Annotated in this window: 8 protein-coding genes; 4 read left to right on the top strand and 4 right to left on the bottom strand. The window is 71.3% G+C overall.

The annotated features are described in order from the left end of the window. The first annotated feature begins 93 nt into the window (after positions 1-93). Entirely contained in the window at positions 94-1293 is a 1200-nt protein-coding gene (locus HNR76_RS10275; protein ID WP_162310522.1) for an AGE family epimerase/isomerase, read from the top strand. A gap of 55 nt (positions 1294-1348) precedes the next feature. On the opposite strand, the gene HNR76_RS10280 is transcribed toward HNR76_RS10275, so the two are convergent. The 4 genes from HNR76_RS10280 to HNR76_RS10295 all read right to left on the bottom strand — a co-directional run bounded on the left by HNR76_RS10280 (position 1349) and on the right by HNR76_RS10295 (position 10805). Continuing rightward, the gene (locus HNR76_RS10280) at positions 1349-2260 is read right to left on the bottom strand and encodes a carbohydrate kinase family protein (RefSeq protein WP_162310521.1); all 912 of its coding nucleotides are present in this window, start codon (positions 2258-2260) and stop codon (positions 1349-1351) included. Positions 2261-2464: 204 nt separating this feature from the next. Further along, a complete protein-coding gene (locus tag HNR76_RS10285) occupies positions 2465-5422 on the bottom strand; it encodes a TonB-dependent receptor (RefSeq protein WP_162310520.1) in 2958 nt (985 codons plus the stop codon). A gap of 589 nt (positions 5423-6011) precedes the next feature. Beyond that, on the bottom strand, positions 6012-7322 hold the full coding sequence (locus HNR76_RS10290; RefSeq protein ID WP_162310519.1) for a sugar MFS transporter: 1311 nt from the start codon (positions 7320-7322) through the stop codon (positions 6012-6014). Between the two features lie 3 nt (positions 7323-7325). Further along, a complete protein-coding gene (locus HNR76_RS10295; RefSeq protein WP_425501776.1) occupies positions 7326-10805 on the bottom strand; it encodes a glycoside hydrolase family 2 protein in 3480 nt (1159 codons plus the stop codon). Between the two features lie 212 nt (positions 10806-11017). Here HNR76_RS10295 and HNR76_RS10300 point away from each other — a divergent pair, with 212 nt between their 5' ends. From HNR76_RS10300 to gltB, 3 genes are all read left to right on the top strand, one after another. Next, complete coding sequence (locus HNR76_RS10300) at positions 11018-11371, top strand: hypothetical protein (protein ID WP_246429096.1); 354 nt, start codon at positions 11018-11020, stop codon at positions 11369-11371. Between the two features lie 190 nt (positions 11372-11561). Further along, positions 11562-11942: an I78 family peptidase inhibitor gene (locus tag HNR76_RS10305; RefSeq protein ID WP_162310517.1), complete on the top strand. Its 381-nt coding sequence runs from the start codon at positions 11562-11564 to the stop codon at positions 11940-11942. A gap of 232 nt (positions 11943-12174) precedes the next feature. Next, entirely contained in the window at positions 12175-16653 is a 4479-nt protein-coding gene (gene gltB / locus HNR76_RS10310; protein WP_162310516.1) for a glutamate synthase large subunit, read from the top strand. The last annotated feature ends 252 nt before the right edge of the window (positions 16654-16905 follow it).

The raw sequence follows: 16905 nt of genomic DNA on the forward strand, positions 1-16905 counted from the left end.
GATATCGGTGGTAACCTTACCTTGCCCGCCGCCGCGGGCGTTCCGGGCGTCGTCGCACCGGCTCCTCCCATTCCGTGCCATGGAACGATCCGCATGAACCAGGCTCCGGCCACCTCGCCGATCCACCCCGATTTCCGCTCGCGGCGGTTCCTGCTGGGCCACGTGCGCGACACCATGGCCTTCTACCATCCGCGCTGCATCGACCCGGCCGGCGGGTTCTTCCAGTTCTTCAAGGACGACGGTTCGGTCTACGACCCGCACACGCGGCACCTGGTCAGCAGCACCCGCTTCGTCTTCAACTACTCGATGGCGTGGCAGGCCTTCGGCCAGGCGGACTACCGCGACGCGGTCGGGCATGGCGTCGCCTTCCTGCGCCAGGCGCACCGCAACCCCGATACCGGCGGCTACGCCTGGGTGCTGCACGACCGCCAGGTGGCCGATGCGACCAACCACTGCTACGGCCTGGCGTTCGTGGTGCTGGCCTATGCCAAGGCGCTGGAGGCGGGCATGGACGAGGCCCGCGGCTGGCTGGAGGAGACCTGGGCGCTGATGGAGCGCCACTTCTGGGAACCGGAACACGGCCTGTACGCCGACGAGGCCACCGCCGACTGGCGCGTATCGCCCTACCGCGGCCAGAACGCCAACATGCACGCCTGCGAGGCCTGGCTGGCCGCCTTCGAGGCCAGCGGCGAGGAACGCTACCTGCGCCGCGCCGCACTGCTGGCCGACAACATGACCCGCCGCCAGGCCGCGCTCGCCGACGGCCTGGTGTGGGAGCACTACCGCCGCGACTGGTCGGTGGACTGGGACTACAACCGCGGCGACCGCAGCAACATCTTCCGCCCCTGGGGCTACCAGCCCGGCCACCAGACCGAATGGGCCAAGCTGCTGCTGATCCTGGACCGCCACGCGCCGGCGGACTGGCGCCTGCCGCGCGCGCGCGAACTGTTCGACCGCGCCGTGGCGATGGCCTGGGACGAGGAGCATGGCGGCCTGGTCTACGGCAACGACCGCGAAGGCCGCTTCTACGACGAGGACAAGTACTTCTGGGTGCAGGCCGAATCGCTGGCCACCGCCGCGCTGCTGGGCGCGCGCACCGGCGAGCCGCGCTACTGGCAGTGGTACGGGCGCCTGTGGGAATACTGCTGGGCGCGCTTCGTCGACCACGAGCATGGCGCCTGGTACCGCATCCTCGGCCGCGACAACCGCAAGTACGACGACGAGAAGAGCCCCGCCGGCAAGACCGACTACCACACCATGGGCGCCTGCTACGAGGTGTTGAAGGTGGTGTGAGCGCGCCGCGCCGCGGCGGCGCCCAAGGGCGCGCCGTTGCGACGGCCTGCCCGCCTCAGGCGAGCAGGCGCTCCACCTCGTCCCGCGTCGGCGCGTGCGCACCGGGACGGGTGCAGGCCGCCGCCGCGGTCGCCGCGGCGAAGCGCACGTGCGCGGCCAGGCCGGCATCCGGGCGCAGCAGGCGGCTGGCCAGGAAGCCGCCGATGCAGGCATCGCCGGCCCCGACCGTGTCGGCCACCGGCACCCGGAACGCCGGCTGCTCGATGCACGCATCGCCGGCAAACGCGGTCATGCCCTCGCCGCCGCGGGTATAGAGCAGCACCGCCCCGGGGGCCAACGCGCGCACCCGCGCCAGCGCCTGGCCGGCATCCAGCGCCGGGTAGATATGGCGCAGGTCCTCGTCGGAGATCTTCAGCACCGCCGCAAGCACGGCCAGGCGCTCGAACAGCGGCGGGTAATGCTCATCCATCAGGTTGCGGCAGTTCGGATCGAAGCTGACCGGCACTCCAGCCGCGTGCAGCCGCTGCGCCAGCGCCACCAAGCGCGCGCCCAGCGGCTGCCGCACCAGGCTGATGCAGCCGAAATGGGCGAACTCGCAGGCCGCTTCCCAGCCTTCCGGCAGGCGCGCCTCGTCGAACGCCAGGTCGGCGCTGTCGTTGCCCAGAAAGAAATAGCGCGGCGGGTCGAGCTGGTGGACCATCGCCAGCAGCGGCGGCTTGGCCACCACCTGCAGGAAGCGCGCGTCCAGCCCGGCGGCCTTCGACTTGTCGGCGATCTCGCGCCCGAACAGGTCCTCGCTCACCGCGCCGCCCCAGCCGGTGGGCAGGCCCAGCACCGCCGCCACCCGGGCCACGTTCCAGCACGCCCCGCCGGCCACGCTGCGCCAACCGTCGGCGCCGGTGCGCACGAAGTCGGTGAGGGCCTCGCCGAAGACGGCCAGGCGGGGCAGGGCGGTGGAAGGAACCATGGGCGATCGCCTGTGTCGGTGGAAGGATCGGTCCCGGACGTTCCCATAAAAGGCGGCCGCGCCGAGGGGGACGGCACGGCCGAAGGCGTCCGGGGAGTGGACTGGAACTCTAGCGCAGCCGGCGGGCGGCGGTGACCGGCCCGCCCGCCACGCGCCGGCCCGCCATCGCAGGGAAGGGCGGGCCGGCACCCTCGGGCGTCCCGCTCAGAAGCGGAAGCGGGCGCCCAGGTAGTAACGACGCTCGTAGATGTTCATGTCGTAGAACTGGTTGCTCCACTGCGCGTAGCGGCGCTCGTTCTCGCCGGTCAGGTTGGTGCCCTGCAGGTAGAGGGTGAAATGCGGATTGACGTCGTAGCTCAGCGAGGCATCCAGGTAGCCGACCTCGTCGTTCCAGATGGCCAACTGGTCGCCCCAGGCGGCCGAGTTGGTTTCACCGAACCGCTTGCTGCGCCAGTTATAGGCCACGCGCGCCTGCACCTTGTCCTTCTGGTACCACACCACCGCGTTGGCCTGGTGCTTGGAGTTGTCGCCGATCGGCAACACGTTGCCGTCGATGTCCTCGCCGCCGGTGGCCGCGTCGGAGTAGGTGTAGTTGAGATTGACGCCCAGGCCACTCCACCAGCCGGGCAGGAAGTCGAACGCCTGCTGGTAGCCGATCTCGAAGCCCTTGATGGTGCCGCCGCCGCCGTTGACGATGCGCTCGACCGGGCCGCCGTCGCGGACCACGCCGTCGGCGTCGGGCTGCGGCTCGTTCTGGGTGGTGCCGCCGGGGAAGGATTCCACGTCCATCAGGAACACGCCCAGGTTCAGCAGCGAGGCGTCGGCGAAGTACCACTCCCAGGACATGTTGTAGTTGCTGGAGCGGAACGGCTCCAGGTCCGGGTTGCCGGCGCGGCCGTTGAGGAAGATCTGCGCGTCCGGCGGCAGTTCCGGGTGGCGCGCGTCCGGCGCCGAGCCATTGGCCGCGTAGAACACCACCAGGCCGCGGCCCAGGTCGGGCAGGTTCTGCCGGGCCACACCCTTGTTGTAGCCGAAGCGCAGCTTCTGCTCGTCGGACAGGTCGAAGCTGATGTTGGCCGACGGCAGCACGTCGGTGTACTCGTTGACGATGCGGTTCACCCCCAGCGCCGGGTTCACCCCGTTCCAGCTATGGCTGCCGACGAACACCGAGTCGGCGGTCAGGTACTGGTCGATGGTCAGCTTGGTGTTGACCACGCGCACGCCGAGGTTGGCGTACCACGGGATGCCGTTGGCGCCGGTCTCGCCCTCCAGGTTGGCCTGGAAGTATCCCGAGGTGGATTGCTCCTTGACCGCGAACGAATCGGGCGCGTGGGCGTAGGCCACGTTGCCCGGATAGAGGCTGTTGAGGTACTTCACCGGGTCGCTCATCACGTTCGGGTCGACCGCCGGCAGGCCGACGCCGCCGAGCCCGTCGACCGCCACCGGGTTGAAGTCGCCGAAACGGGCCCAGTAGTCCGGAATCGAGGAGAACGGCAGCAGCCGCGCCTCGGACACGCCGGTGCACGAATCGACGATCAGCGGGTCCTTGTAGTAGTACAGCGCCAGGTTCGGGTCGGCGCACGGGCCGGGCGACACCGGCGACAGGTACTTGTAGGCCCGGTAGTCGTAGTCGCGCTCGCCGTAGCGGGCGCCGAACTGCAGCGAACGCAGCACGCCGCCGTCCTGGAACTCCCACACGCCGTCGCCGCGGAACACGTCCATGGTCGCTTCCATGCGGTTGCCCTGCGCCCAGGTGGACATGAGCTGCCAGTTCTCCGGGTCGGTCACGTCGGTGATCATGTCCACGCGCGGATAGGCGCCGCGGAAGTCGATCGAGGCGTCGATGCGCTCCAGGCCGTTGATGTTGGCGTAGCGCGTGCTGCCGTCCGGAAGGGTGATCGGGTCGCCGCGGCTGACCACCGCGTCGGCGCGGGCTTCCTCGTACACCCGCTTGGACTTGCCGTGCACGTAGCGCAGGCTGCCGCGGAACGCGCCGCCGTTGTCGAACGCCAGCTCGATGTTGGCGTTGAGCGCATCCGAGTCGCTGACCCCGGCCAGCGAATGCGCCTGGAAGCGGCCGTAGTTGAAGATGCCGTATTCGAGCACGCCGTTGGGGTCGACGACCGAGCCGGGCTGCAATTGGTTGGTGGCCCAACTGGTGTGCAACTGCGCAGCCACCGACTTGTCCAGGTTCTGCATGTCGGTGTAGGCCACGTCCGCGTTCAGCTTGAGCGAGTCGGTGAACGCGAACTCCAGCGCGGCGTTGACGCCCAGGCGCTCGCGCTCGGTGTAGCGGTTCTCCAGCTCGGTGGCGACCCAGTTGTAGAAGTATTCGCGCGGGCGGTTGGCCGGGTCGAAGTTGCCGCCGATCGCGCCGTCGCCGTTGAAGTCGAAGCCGACGTTCTCCTCGCTGGACTTCTGCGCGCCGTTGCTCCACACGCTGGGGCGCTTGTTGGCCAGCGACGCGTCCGAGTACGACACCGTCAACAGCGCGCCCCAGCGGTCGGAGCGGTAGTTGGCCAGCGCCGAGTACTGCTCGTTGAGCTTCTCGACCATGTCGCCGTAGCTGCCCTCGGCCTGGGCGCTGAAGGTCCAGCCCTTCTGGAAATCGAACGGGCGATGGGTCTTGAGCGAGATGGTGCCGCCGATGCCGCCGTCCAGGTCCGCGGCGGTCAGCGACTTGACCACGTCCACGCCGCTGAACAGCGTCGGCGGGATGTCGACGAAGTCCGGCTGGGCGCGGCCCAGGTTCGGCTGCCCGTACTGGTCGCCGCCGCCGGCGCCCAGGTACAGCTCGCCGTTCATCGTGGTCTGCACCTGCGGCACGCCGCGGATGTTGACCAGCGCGCCCTCGCCGGCCGAGCGGCGCAACTGCACGCCGGTGATGCGCTGCAGCGAATCGGCGATGGTCACGTCGGGCAGCTTGCCGATGTCCTCGGCCGAGATCGAATCGACGATCTGGTGGGCCTCGCGCTTGGCGTTGATCGCGCTGGCCTGCGCCCCGCGCACGCCGCGCACGACGACGCGGTCCAGTTCCACGGCACCTTCCTCCGGCCGCGGGGCGGCGTCCTGCGCCATCGCGGGCAGGGCGGCGGCCAGGCCGAACACGGCGGCGGCGATCGACGCCGCCAATGGGCTCTTGCGGGGTTGCGACTTCTTCATGTGTTTTCTCCCAGGGTTCCCTGCCGTCGCATGCGTGCGCCAGGGCGGTGTTTTTTGAGATAACGATACCTTTGCGGTGCGGAATGCCACACGGGGACCGACGCCTGGCAGCGGCCCGGTTTCGCGCGGGGTCCGGCGCTCAGGCGTCGGGCAGCAATGCCCTGTGCAGCAGGCCGATCGGTCGTGGCCCGGCGGGCGGGTGGGTGCTGCGGTGCTGCGGCTTCTTCTTCATTGGCCTCTCCTCCCAGAGATCTGCGCCGTTTGCGTGTGCGGCTGGGCCGCGGTTGGGGTAACGATATCTTTGCGCGACGAAAACCCCCCGTCGCTCCGGGGCCGGCACCGCTACCCGTGCCGGCCTCCGTCGTCCCCGCCGCTCATGGAACGGCGGTTGGATCGCCTGCCATGCGGCATGCCGGCGGTTATCCGGCCGGACCGGCCGGTACCTCCGCGATGCCGCCGCACCGGCCTGTTTCCTCCCGGTACCTCGATACGCCCGGCGCCAAGAAGGTAACGATATCTTAAGGCTGTATCAACGCCCCCCTGCGAGAGGCCGGCGTCCGGCGACGCCGGCCTTCATTCCCACCCGGGGTCAGGCCTCCGGCGGCACCGCCATGGCGGCCACCCGCGGCCGGCCGCCGATCACCCCGGAACGCACCAGCAGGCCGTAGCCGGCGATCCAGGCGTAGCAGACCACCGGCACCAGCAGCGCCAGCGCCAGGCCCACGCGGTCGGCGACCACGCCCATCAGCAGCGGCACCACCGCGCCGCCCACGATGGCCAGGCACAGGATGCCCGAGCCGCCGGCGGTGTCCTCGCCCAGGCCGTCGATGGACAGGGTGAAGATGGTGGGGAACATCACCGAGTTGAACAGGCCGATGGACAGGATCGCCACCGCCGCGACGGTGCCTTCCAGGGTGGTGGCGGCCAGCAGCGCCAGGGTGGCCGCGCCCACCGCGCAGGCGGCCAGCACCAGGCCCGGGGCGACGAAGCGCAGCACCCACGAGCCGATGAAGCGGCCGACCATGGCCAGGCCCCAGTACACCGCGATCAGGTTGCCGGCCGCGTGCTCGGAACCGGTGGCGCCGACCATGATCAGGTAGTTGACCAGGGCGCTGCCGATGGCCACCTCCGCGCCGACGTACAGGAAGATCGACAGCGCACCCAGGCTCAGTTGCGGGACCCGCAGCAGGCGCAGGTAGTCGCCATGGTTGACCGGGCGCACCGCCGGCACCGGCGCGCGCCGCACCCACCAGCACAGCGCCGCCAGCCCCAGCAGGACCGCGGCGATGATCATGTACGGCAGGCGCACGTGGCCGGCCTGCTCGACCCGGAACGCGGCCAGCGCGGCATCGGCCATGCCCGGCTCCGGCTCGGCCACGCCGGCGGCCAGGATCATCGCCGAGCCGAACAGCGGGCCGATCATGGTGCCCACGGAGTTGAACGCCTGGGCCAGGGTCAGCCGGCTGTGCGCCCGTGCCGGGTCGCCCAGCCCGGCGGCCAGCGGGTTGGCCGCCACCTGGACGATGGTGATGCCGCCGGCCAGCACGAACAGCGCGGCCAGGAACGCGGGATACCAGCCCATCGAGGCGGCCGGCGAGAACATCAGGCAGCCGCCGGCCATGATCACCAGGCCCAGCACGATGCCGCGCAGGTAGCCGATCCGGCTGACCAGCAGCCCGGCCGGGATCGAGACCACGAAGTAGGCCAGGAAGAAGCAGAACTGGGTCAGCATCGCCTCCGCGTAGCTGAGCGCGAAGGTGGCCTTTAGCTTGGGGATCAGCACGTCCACCAGGACGGTGCAGAAGCCCCAGGCGAAGAACAGGGCGATCACCAGCGGCAGCAGCCGCGACGATCCGGTGGAGCCGGCGGCTCCGGAAGGCTGTTGGCCGGCAAGATGCATCGGTCACTCCTGGTGCTGTGCGGTGGGACGGGCATCATCGCCCGGGATGGCACGCTTTGTATCGGTATCCGGCACCACCGTGGCCGCGGCCACGTTCCAGCCGCGCACCCGCAGCCGTGCCTGTCGCAGCGACGCGCCTGCCGGCACCTCGATGGACAGTTCCCGCGACTGGCCCGGGGCGAGGTTGAGGTAGTTGTCGTCGTAGTAGGCCGGCAGGATGCGCGCGCCATGCGCATCGACCAGGGTCAGCTTGGCGCCCAGCGCCACCGCCTGCGAGGGGTTGCGCACGCTCACCCGCAGCCGCTGCGGCGCCTGCAGCGCGGCGGCCACCTCCAGCGCCACCTGCGGCAGCGCGTCCAGGCCGCGCAGGTCGTCCGGCGTGCGCGAGGCCCAGTAGAAGTTGTCGCCCAGCGCACGACCCTCGCCATCGCGCAGTTGCAGGGCGACGAAGGCCAGCCCTTCGCGCCGCACGATGCCGTCCAGGTCCAGCGCGGCCGGCACCGGCGTGACCGCCACCGCCGGCGCGTCCACGCCGACCTCGTCCTCGCCCAGCGGGCGGCCGTCCAGGCCGTACGCCGCCACCGCCACCCGCAAGCCGGGCCGCGCGCCGGCGGTGTTGTTGACCACGGCCAGGTCGTGCGCCGGCAGGTTCATCTGCACGTGCAGCGGCGCGGCGGCCTTCTTGGCCCCGTAGTAGGACGCGTGGGTGTCGTAGTCGTGGCTGTAGATCTGCCACATCAGGCTGGGCCAGGCCGGGTGGCTCATCCACAGCAGCCGGCCGCTGTTCTTCGACCACAGGTGCGCGTTGAGGCCCTCGAACATCGCGCGGTGGGTCTCGTAGTTGAGCAATTGCGCCTTGCGCTCGAAGTCGGCCAGGCCGGTGGCCGGCCCGAGCTTGCGCGCCAGCGCCTGCATGAAGGTGGCGGTGTCGCCGTTACCGTCCTGGTGCCAGTCGTGGTAGGCCCAGGTGTCGCCGATCGGCCAGCGGTCGGGCTCCGGCACCATTGCTTCGAATGCCTCCAGCGTGGCGAAGGACGGCGTGCCGACCTCCACCGAGAAGCCCTGCGCCAGGGTGGTGAAGTACTGCTCCGGCTCGCGGTAGGCGTACGGGCCGCTGCCCTGCAGGTTCACCTCGTTGGAACTGCCCATGTACAGGCGGGTGCCGTCCAGCTCGGCGACCGTGCGGTCCAGGCCCTCGTTGAGCAGCGGATGCGGCACGCCCTCGTTGCGGCCGAACCACAGCACCACCGACGGATGGTGGCGGTAGCGGCGGACCACGTCGGCGGCGTTGTCCAGGAATAGCGCCTCGTCCTGCGGTTCGAGCTGGAAGTCCTGGGTGGAGGCCCAGAAGTCGTTGAACACCAGCATGCCGTATTCGTCGGCCAGCTCGTAGAACGACGGCTGGGTGCTCTGCCCGACCCAGTTGCGGATCACGTTCATGTGCGCGTCGCGCTGCAGGCGGAAGTACGGCTCCAGCCGCTCGCGCGAGGTGCGCTTGCGCCAGTCGTCGGTGCCCCAGTTGCCGCCCTTGACCGCGATGCGCACGCCGTTGACCCGGATCGCCAGGTGCGGCGCCAGGCGCGCGTCGTCCAGCGCGCGCACCGCCGGCGAATCCTCGGCACCGGGCAGGAACGACTGCGCCCAGCCGCCGGGCGTGCGCCGGATCGCCTCGTGGCGCACGTCCACCACCCGCTGGCCCGGGGTGGCGGCCGGATCGAACTCGACCCGGCGCAGGCGCCCGTGCGCATCGAACAGCGACAGCTCGTAGGTGACCTCGCGGATGCCGAAGCGCACCTGCGCGCGGTCGGACTCGGCGCCATCGGCCACGAACGCCGCCTGCAAGGTGTACAGCGCCGGCTCGCCGTAGCCGTTGGGCCACCACAGCCGCGGGTTGCGCAGGCGAAGCTGCGGGAACTCGTCCACGCCCAGGCGCACGCTGCTCTCGCCCGGCGCCACCTCCACCGGCTTGCGCAGCGCCACGCCTTCGAATTCGACCGACAGTTCTCCCCGCACCACGGCCTGGGTTGCGTTGCGCAGCGGCACCTCGATGCCCAGCTCGGCCACGCCAGGGTCGCCCGCCGGCAGGCGGCTGCTCACCCAGGCGTCGCCGATGGCGACCGGCCCGCTGGCGTGCACCACCACGTCCTGCCACAGGCCGGTGTTGCGGTCGCGCACCGCCGGGATCCAGTCCCAGCCTTCGCTGGCGATGAAGGTGGGGCCGTCCAGCGCCTGCATGCCGCCATTCTGGCCCACGCCGGCGCTCATCGACTGCTCGTGCGGCACGCCCGGGTGCGGCGGCGGCGACACTCGCACCGCCAGCGCGTTGCGCCGGCCGGGCAGCAGATGTCCGGTGACGTCGAACCGGCCGCGGGCGAACGCACCGCGGGTGCGGCCCAGGCGCTGGCCGTTGAGCCACACCTCCGCGGCATAGTTGATGCCGTTGAAGTCCAGCCGCAGGTGACGGCCGGCGAGGGCGGCGGGCGCCTCGAACTCGCTGCGGTACCACCAGTCCTGGCGGTTCAGCGACTCGGGAATGGCCATGTTGTTCAGGCCATGGTCCGGGTCCGGGTACACGCCGCGGTCGACCAGGGTGCCCAGCACGGTGCCCGGCACGGTGGCCGGGTACCAGGCGCCCACGGCGCCCGCACCGGTGCGCGACAGCTCCGCGCCGCCGGCCTCGCCCAGCGCCTTGGCCGAGGCCAGGTGCCAGTCGCCGACCGTCCATGCATGCGCGTCGCGCGCGTCCAGCCCGCGGCGGGTGCCGGGCGCGCGCGCGACGGGGCGGTCGAATGCCGTCCGGGCGCGCGGCAGGGTGGCCGGCGGCTGCGGGGTGACCTGCCCGGCCATCTGCCGGGTCTGCACCGGCCAGTGCGGCGCGGCCGGTTCCAGGCGCAGCAGGGCGTCGTCGGGCGGGTGGCGTGCCAGCTCGGCCAGCGCCGCGGCCGGCAATGCGCGCGGCTCCAGGGTGAGGCCGGCGATGTCGCCGCCGAAGCGTTCCGCATCGGCGGCCGTGCGCGGGCCGAAGTGCAGGCGCGGGGCCACCGCAGCGCGCGGCGCCGGGCCCTCGGCCACGCGCTTGCCGTCGAGGTACAGCGCCAGCCGGCCACCCTGCGCGACCGCGGCCAGCGCCTGCCAGCGGCCGGCCTGCAGGCGCGCGCGCGATGCCAGCACGCTGTCCGGGCTCCAGCGCAGGCCCAGGGCGCCGGCCTCGCTGCTGAAGAAGCGGCCGGCCGCCTGCGGATCGCCATAGCCGGCCAGCAGCACGCTCCCGGACGGCAGGCGGTCGGCACGGAGCCAGGCATGCAGGGTCCATTCGGCATCGGCCGCCAGGACCGGCGAGTCGGCCGGCAGCGGCTTCTCCAGGCCGGAGCCGCCCTCCAGCAGCTCCACGTTCCATGGCCCCTCGGTGGCCAGCGCGCAGGGCGCCCCGACCACGGCGACGGCCAATACCAGGCCGCGCACGGCCCGCCTCAGGCAATCCAGCATCAGAAATCCTCCCCAAGCCCGCGCGTGACGCGATCGTCCGGCCCCAGTGCGGCCGCCCCGCCCCGCCGCCCCCTCGACGCAACAAGGTAACGTTACCCTAGGATTCCGGGGTTTTCAACCGGTCGCTTCCTGGCCGTCGCCGTGCACCTTCATCGGCCGCCCACAGGCCGTCGCCCACGCTGGCGTCCCCCGTCACCGGACACCGCGCCATGCCTCGACCGTCCCTCCGCCCCCTGTTCCTTCCCGGCTTCGCGCTGGCCGCCACGATGCTGGCCGGTTGCGCCGGCCCGCGCATCGCCGGCGTCGCCCCGATCGACGGCATCGTTTCCGGGCAGTGCCATACCGACATGGTCCGCGGCGCGGTCGGGCTGGCCGCCTCCGACGCCACCATCGAACGTGCCCGCATCGACAGCGACAGCCCCCAGGTGCAGGTCGTCCCCGGCAGCGGCGAACGTCCGGCGACCGCGACCCTGCCCGAAGCGCAGACCGTGTCCACCGGCGGGCCGCGCCTGATCATCGAGACCGGCGACAACAACGCGATCACCGGCATGCGCTGCGGCTAGGACGCGCGCAGCGCATCGGACGCACCCGCAGCAGACACCGAACTACCGCCGGCGCTCCGCCCGGCGCTCCGGCGCATCGTTCCCCTGCGTGCCGGCCAAGCGCGATCGCGCGCATGCGGCGTGCCGGAATTAACACATTGCAAATCCCTTCTCTTGCACTCTGCGCACGGCGAACCGACCGGGCACCGCGATGAGCGCACGCACGATTCACTCCCTGCTTTTCCTGGCCCTGGTGTCCCTGACGGCGGCATGCGCCCCGGCCACCGCTCCGGAAGACGACGCGGCCGAGCAGGAACAGGCGATCGTCGCCGCGCAACGCGCCGCCGAACAGGCGGCCGAGGCGCCGGCCGCCGATACGCCGCCGGCCCCGGTGTGCGATGCCAGCCAGGCGCTGGGGCTGGTGGGGCAGGCGTTCGAGGAAGCCGCCGCCGAACAGGCCCGGATCGACACCGGCGCGGCACGCGTGCGCGTGCTCCGGCCCGGGCAGGCGGTCACCCTGGAATTCGACGGCGCGCGCTTGAACATCGAGTTGGGCGAAGACGGGCGGATCGTCGCCCTGCGCTGCGGCTGAACGCGCCCGCGCGCCGCACCCTGCGCACGCGCACGGAGCCGGCGGCGGGAAACCATGGCCGAAACCCTCCCGGGAGGCCGCCGCCGCCAGTTGCGGCACCGCAACAACTGTGTTTTTATCGGATTTCCGGTGGCATCCAGGTAGCGCAAGTTTCGAGAGAAACTGTGTGCGGTGTCGCCCTCGCCCGCGTTCGGGATGGCAGCATCCGGCGCACCTGTTTTTCGAGGCACAGATGGCCCCCCGCAACCGCCAAGGGCTCCAGGGACAGCACGGGCTCTACGACCCCGACTCCGAACGCGACGCCTGCGGCTTCGGCATGATCGCCCAGCTCGACGACCAGCCCTCGCGGGCGCTGGTCGACACCGCGATCGCCGCCCTGTCGCGCATGACCCACCGGGGCGGCGTGGCCGCCGACGGCCTGACCGGCGACGGCTGCGGCCTGCTGATCCGCCGGCCCGAGGCGTTCCTGCGCGCACTGGCCCGGGAGTCCGGCATCGCCCTGGACGACCATCTGCGCTTCGCCTCCGGCCTGGTGTTCCTGCCCGACGAGGCGCTGCTGGCGCAACGCTGCCGCGCGCTGCTCGAACACGAACTGCGACGCGCCGGCCTCAGCATCCTGGGCTGGCGATCTCCGCCCACAGACAGGAGCGTCTGTGGGGAACTGGCAAAGGACACACTGCCCACCATCGAACAGATCTACGTCCAGGCCGGCGCCGGGCAGGACGAGGAAAGCTTCAACCTGGCGCTGTTCACCGCACGCCGCCGCACCGAGCAGCAACTGCGCGACGCCGCCGACTTCTACGTCGTCACCCTGTGCGCGCACGCCATCGGCTACAAGGGCATGGTCCTGCCCGACAAGCTGGCGCAGTTCTTCCCCGACCTGCAGCGCGCCGACCTGGCCTCCAGCGCCGTGGTCTTCCACCAGCGCTTCTCCACCAACACCCTGCCCCGGTGGCCGCTGGCCCATCCGTTCCGGATGCTGGCCCACAACGGCGAGATCAACACCATCGAGGGCAACCGCCGCTGGGCGCAGGCCCGCGGCAAGGTCTGGCACACCCCCAAGTTCGACCTGGCCCAGTTCGACCCGGTCGTGTCCATGCACGGCTCGGACTCGCAGAGCCTGGACAACATGCTCGAACTGCTGGTGTCCGGCGGCATGGAGCTGATCCAGGCGCTGCGCATCCTGGTGCCGCCGGCCACCCAGTCGCTGGAATTCAAGGACGCCGACCTGGCCGCGTTCTACGAGTACTACGCGCTCAACACCGAGCCGTGGGACGGCCCGGCCGGCATCGTCTCGATGGACGCGCGCTACGCCGCCTGCACCCTGGACCGCAACGGCCTGCGCCCCTCGCGCTGGCTGCTCACCTCCGACCGCCACTTCATCGTCGCCAGCGAAGCCGGCGTGTGGGAGGTGCCGACCGAGCGCATCGTGCGCAAGGGCAAGCTGGGGCCGGGCGAGATGATCGCCATCGACCTCAAGCGCGGCGACCTGCTCGACTCCGAGGCGGTGGACCGCATCAACCGCGGCCGCGCGCCCTACAAGCAATGGCTGCACCAGGGCGCGACCTACCTGCAGACCGAGCTGATCGACCCCTCGCTGGCCGAGGAACCCTTCGACGAGAAGACCCTGCGCAGCTACCACAAGCTGTTCCAGCTCACCTCCGAGGAAGTGGAGCTGGTGCTGCGGCCGATGGCCGAGACCCAGCAGGAAGCCACCGGCTCGATGGGCGACGACACGCCCATGGCCGTGCTCAGCCAGCGCAACCGGCCGCTGTACGATTACTTCCGCCAGGCGTTCGCGCAGGTCACCAACCCGCCGATCGACCCGCTGCGCGAGGACTGCGTGATGTCGCTGGTCACCCAGCTCGGCAAGGAGACCAACATCTTCCATGCCGGCCCGGAGACGGTGAACCACGTCATCCTCAACTCGCCGGTGCTGTCCCAGCGCAAGCTGCGCGAGCTGCTGAAGATGCCGCAATACGCGCGCAGCAACCGGCTGATCGACCTGTCCTACGGCGACGGGGAGGGCCTGAAGGCCGGCATCGAGCGCATCTGCCGGGAAGCCGAGCAGGCCGCGCGCGAAGGCGTGGTCATGCTGCTGCTGTCCGACCGCTACCCGGTGCCGGAACGGCCGATGGTCCACGCCCTGCTGGCCACCGGCGCGGTCCACCACCACCTGTGCCGGACCGGGCTGCGCTGCGAGGTCAACCTGATCATCGAGACCGGCACCGCGCGCGATGCGCACCACGTGGCCTGCCTGCTGGGCAACGGCGCCACCGCGGTGTACCCGTACCTGTCCTACCAGACCCTGTTCGACATGGGCCGGCAGGGCATCCTGCAACTGAAGAAGGGCGGGGAGACCGCGCAGATCGGCCGCAGCTACCGCAAGGGGCTGTACAAGGGCCTGTCCAAGATCATCTCCAAGATGGGCATCGCCACCATCGCCAGCTACCGCGGCGCGCAGTTGTTCGAGATCGTGGGCCTGGAGCGGGAGGTCGTGGACCTGTGCTTCGGCGGCACGCCCTCGCGGGTGGGCGGCGCCGGCTTCGAGCGCCTGGACCGCGACGCGCGCGAGCTGCAGGCCGCGGCCTGGAACGAGCTGAAGAAGCCGGAGATCGGCGGCGTGCTCAAGTACGTGCACGGCGGCGAATACCACATGTACAACCCGGACGTGGTCACCACCCTGCAGCAGGCCACGCGCTCGGGCGAGGCCTCGGACTGGAAGGCCTACACCGAGGCGGTGCATGCGCGCCCGCCGTCGGCGCTGCGCGACCTGCTGGCGCTCCAGCCGGCCGCCACCCCGCTGCCGCTGGACGAGGTGGCCCCGGCCGCCGACCTGCTGCGCCGCTTCGACAGCGCCGCGATCTCGCTGGGCGCGCTCTCGCCCGAGGCGCACGAAGCGCTGGCCATCGCCATGAACCGCCTCGGCGGGCGCTCCAACTCCGGCGAGGGCGGCGAGGACCCGGTGCGCTACGGCACGCAGAAGCGCAGCAAGATCAAGCAGGTGGCCTCCGGCCGCTTCGGCGTCACCCCCGAGTACCTGGTCAACGCCGAAGTGCTGCAGATCAAGGTCGCCCAGGGCGCCAAGCCGGGCGAGGGCGGGCAACTGCCCGGGCACAAGGTCAACGAACTGATCGCGCGCCTGCGCTACGCGCGCCCGGGCATCGGCCTGATCAGCCCGCCGCCGCACCACGACATCTACTCGATCGAGGACCTGGCCCAGCTCATCTACGACCTCAAGCAGGTCAACCCGCGGGCGCTGGTCTCGGTGAAGCTGGTCTCGCACGCCGGCGTGGGCACCATCGCTGCTGGCGTGGTCAAGGCCGGCGCCGACCTGATCACCGTGTCCGGCCACGACGGCGGCACCGGCGCCAGCCCGATCAGTTCGATCCGCTACGCCGGCGGGCCGTGGGAGCTGGGCGTGGCCGAGTCGCACCAGGCGCTGGTGGCCAACGACCTGCGCCAGCGCGCGGTGCTGCAGACCGACGGCGGCCTGAAGACCGGCCTGGACGTGGTCAAGGCCGCGCTGCTGGGCGCGGACAGCTTCGGCTTCGGCACCGCGCCGATGATCGTGCTGGGCTGCAAGTACCTGCGCATCTGCCATCTCAACAACTGCGCCACCGGCCTGGCCACCCAGGACGAGCGCCTGCGCGCCAACCACTTCACCGGCCTGCCCGAGCGGGTGGAGAACTTCTTCCGCCTGCTGGCCGAGGAGGTGCGGCAGTGGCTGTCGCTGCTGGGCGCCCGTTCGCTGGACGAGATCGTCGGCCGTACCGACCTGCTGCGCCAGATCGAGGCCGCGCCGCGCGCCGGGGTGAACGTGGACCTGTCGCGGCTGCTGGCCCCGGCCCCGCGCGAGGAAGGCCGCTGCGCCGCGCCGCGCCTGTACGAGTCGCCCGACAGCCTGGCCACCCAACTGGACCTGCAGTTGGCCGGCGCCATCGCCGACAAGGCCGGCGGCGAGCACCGCTACCTGATCCACAACACCGACCGCAGCATCGGCGCGCGCCTGTCCGGCGCCATCGCCCAGGCGCACGGCAACCACGGCATGGACCAGGCGCCGATCCAGCTCCACTTCCGCGGCACCTCCGGGCAGAGCTTCGGCGCGTTCAACGCCGGCGGCCTGCACATGGAGCTGGAAGGCGAGGCCAACGACTACGTCGGCAAGGGCATGGCCGGCGGCCGCCTGGTGGTGCGGCCGCCGCGCGGCGCGCGGTTCGAGGCGCGCAGCACGCCGATCGTGGGCAACACCTGCCTGTACGGCGCCACCGGCGGCGAGCTGTTCGCCGCTGGCCGCGCCGGCGAACGCTTCGCGGTGCGAAACTCCGGCGCGCTGGCGGTGGTGGAGGGCGCCGGCGACCACTGCTGCGAGTACATGACCGGCGGCGTGGTGCTGGTGCTGGGCAAGGTGGGCCTGAACTTCGGCGCCGGGTTCACCGGCGGCCTGGCCTACGTGCTCGACCAGGACCGCGACTTCGTGGACCGCTACAACCACGAGCTGATCGACATCCACCGGATCAGCCCGGAAGGCTTCGAGAGCTACCGCCAGCACCTGCACCGCCTGGTCGGCCGCCACCGCGAGCTGACCGGCAGCATCTGGGCGCAGCAGATCCTGGACGAGTTCCGCGACTACGTGGGCAAGTTCTGGCTGGTCAAGCCCAAGGCGGCGAGCATCGAGTCGCTGGCCGACACCCTCAGGCGCGCGGCGTGAACGCCCGCCGCGCCCATCCCCCGCTCTCCCGCTGCGGCCGCCATTGCGGTTCGCTGGCGGTGGCCGTGCTGCACGGCAATCGAAAGAAACGCGCCGTCTCCGGCGTGCCGCCCGCACCCCGGGCCTGACAGCGCGCCGCTTCCAGGCCCGCCCCGCCGGCCCCGCATGGGCCGGACGCGCGGGCCCGGCCCTTCCGACCGAGCCGATGCACCTGGCCGCCGCCACGCGGCCGGATCGCGTGTCCCCGATTCC

Origin of the sequence: Pseudoxanthomonas broegbernensis (assembly GCF_014202435.1) — a bacterium.
Lineage (GTDB): Bacteria > Pseudomonadota > Gammaproteobacteria > Xanthomonadales > Xanthomonadaceae > Pseudoxanthomonas > Pseudoxanthomonas broegbernensis.

Coding starts and splice junctions, on each gene's coding strand:
- HNR76_RS10280 (WP_162310521.1), bottom strand. CDS start 2,260: ATGGTTCCTTCCACCGCCCTGCCCCGCCTGGCCGTCTTCGGCGAGGCC.
- HNR76_RS10275 (WP_162310522.1), top strand. CDS start 94: ATGAACCAGGCTCCGGCCACCTCGCCGATCCACCCCGATTTCCGCTCG.
- HNR76_RS10300 (WP_246429096.1), top strand. CDS start 11,018: ATGCCTCGACCGTCCCTCCGCCCCCTGTTCCTTCCCGGCTTCGCGCTG.
- HNR76_RS10285 (WP_162310520.1), bottom strand. CDS start 5,422: ATGAAGAAGTCGCAACCCCGCAAGAGCCCATTGGCGGCGTCGATCGCC.
- HNR76_RS10290 (WP_162310519.1), bottom strand. CDS start 7,322: ATGCATCTTGCCGGCCAACAGCCTTCCGGAGCCGCCGGCTCCACCGGA.
- HNR76_RS10305 (WP_162310517.1), top strand. CDS start 11,562: ATGAGCGCACGCACGATTCACTCCCTGCTTTTCCTGGCCCTGGTGTCC.
- gltB (WP_162310516.1), top strand. CDS start 12,175: ATGGCCCCCCGCAACCGCCAAGGGCTCCAGGGACAGCACGGGCTCTAC.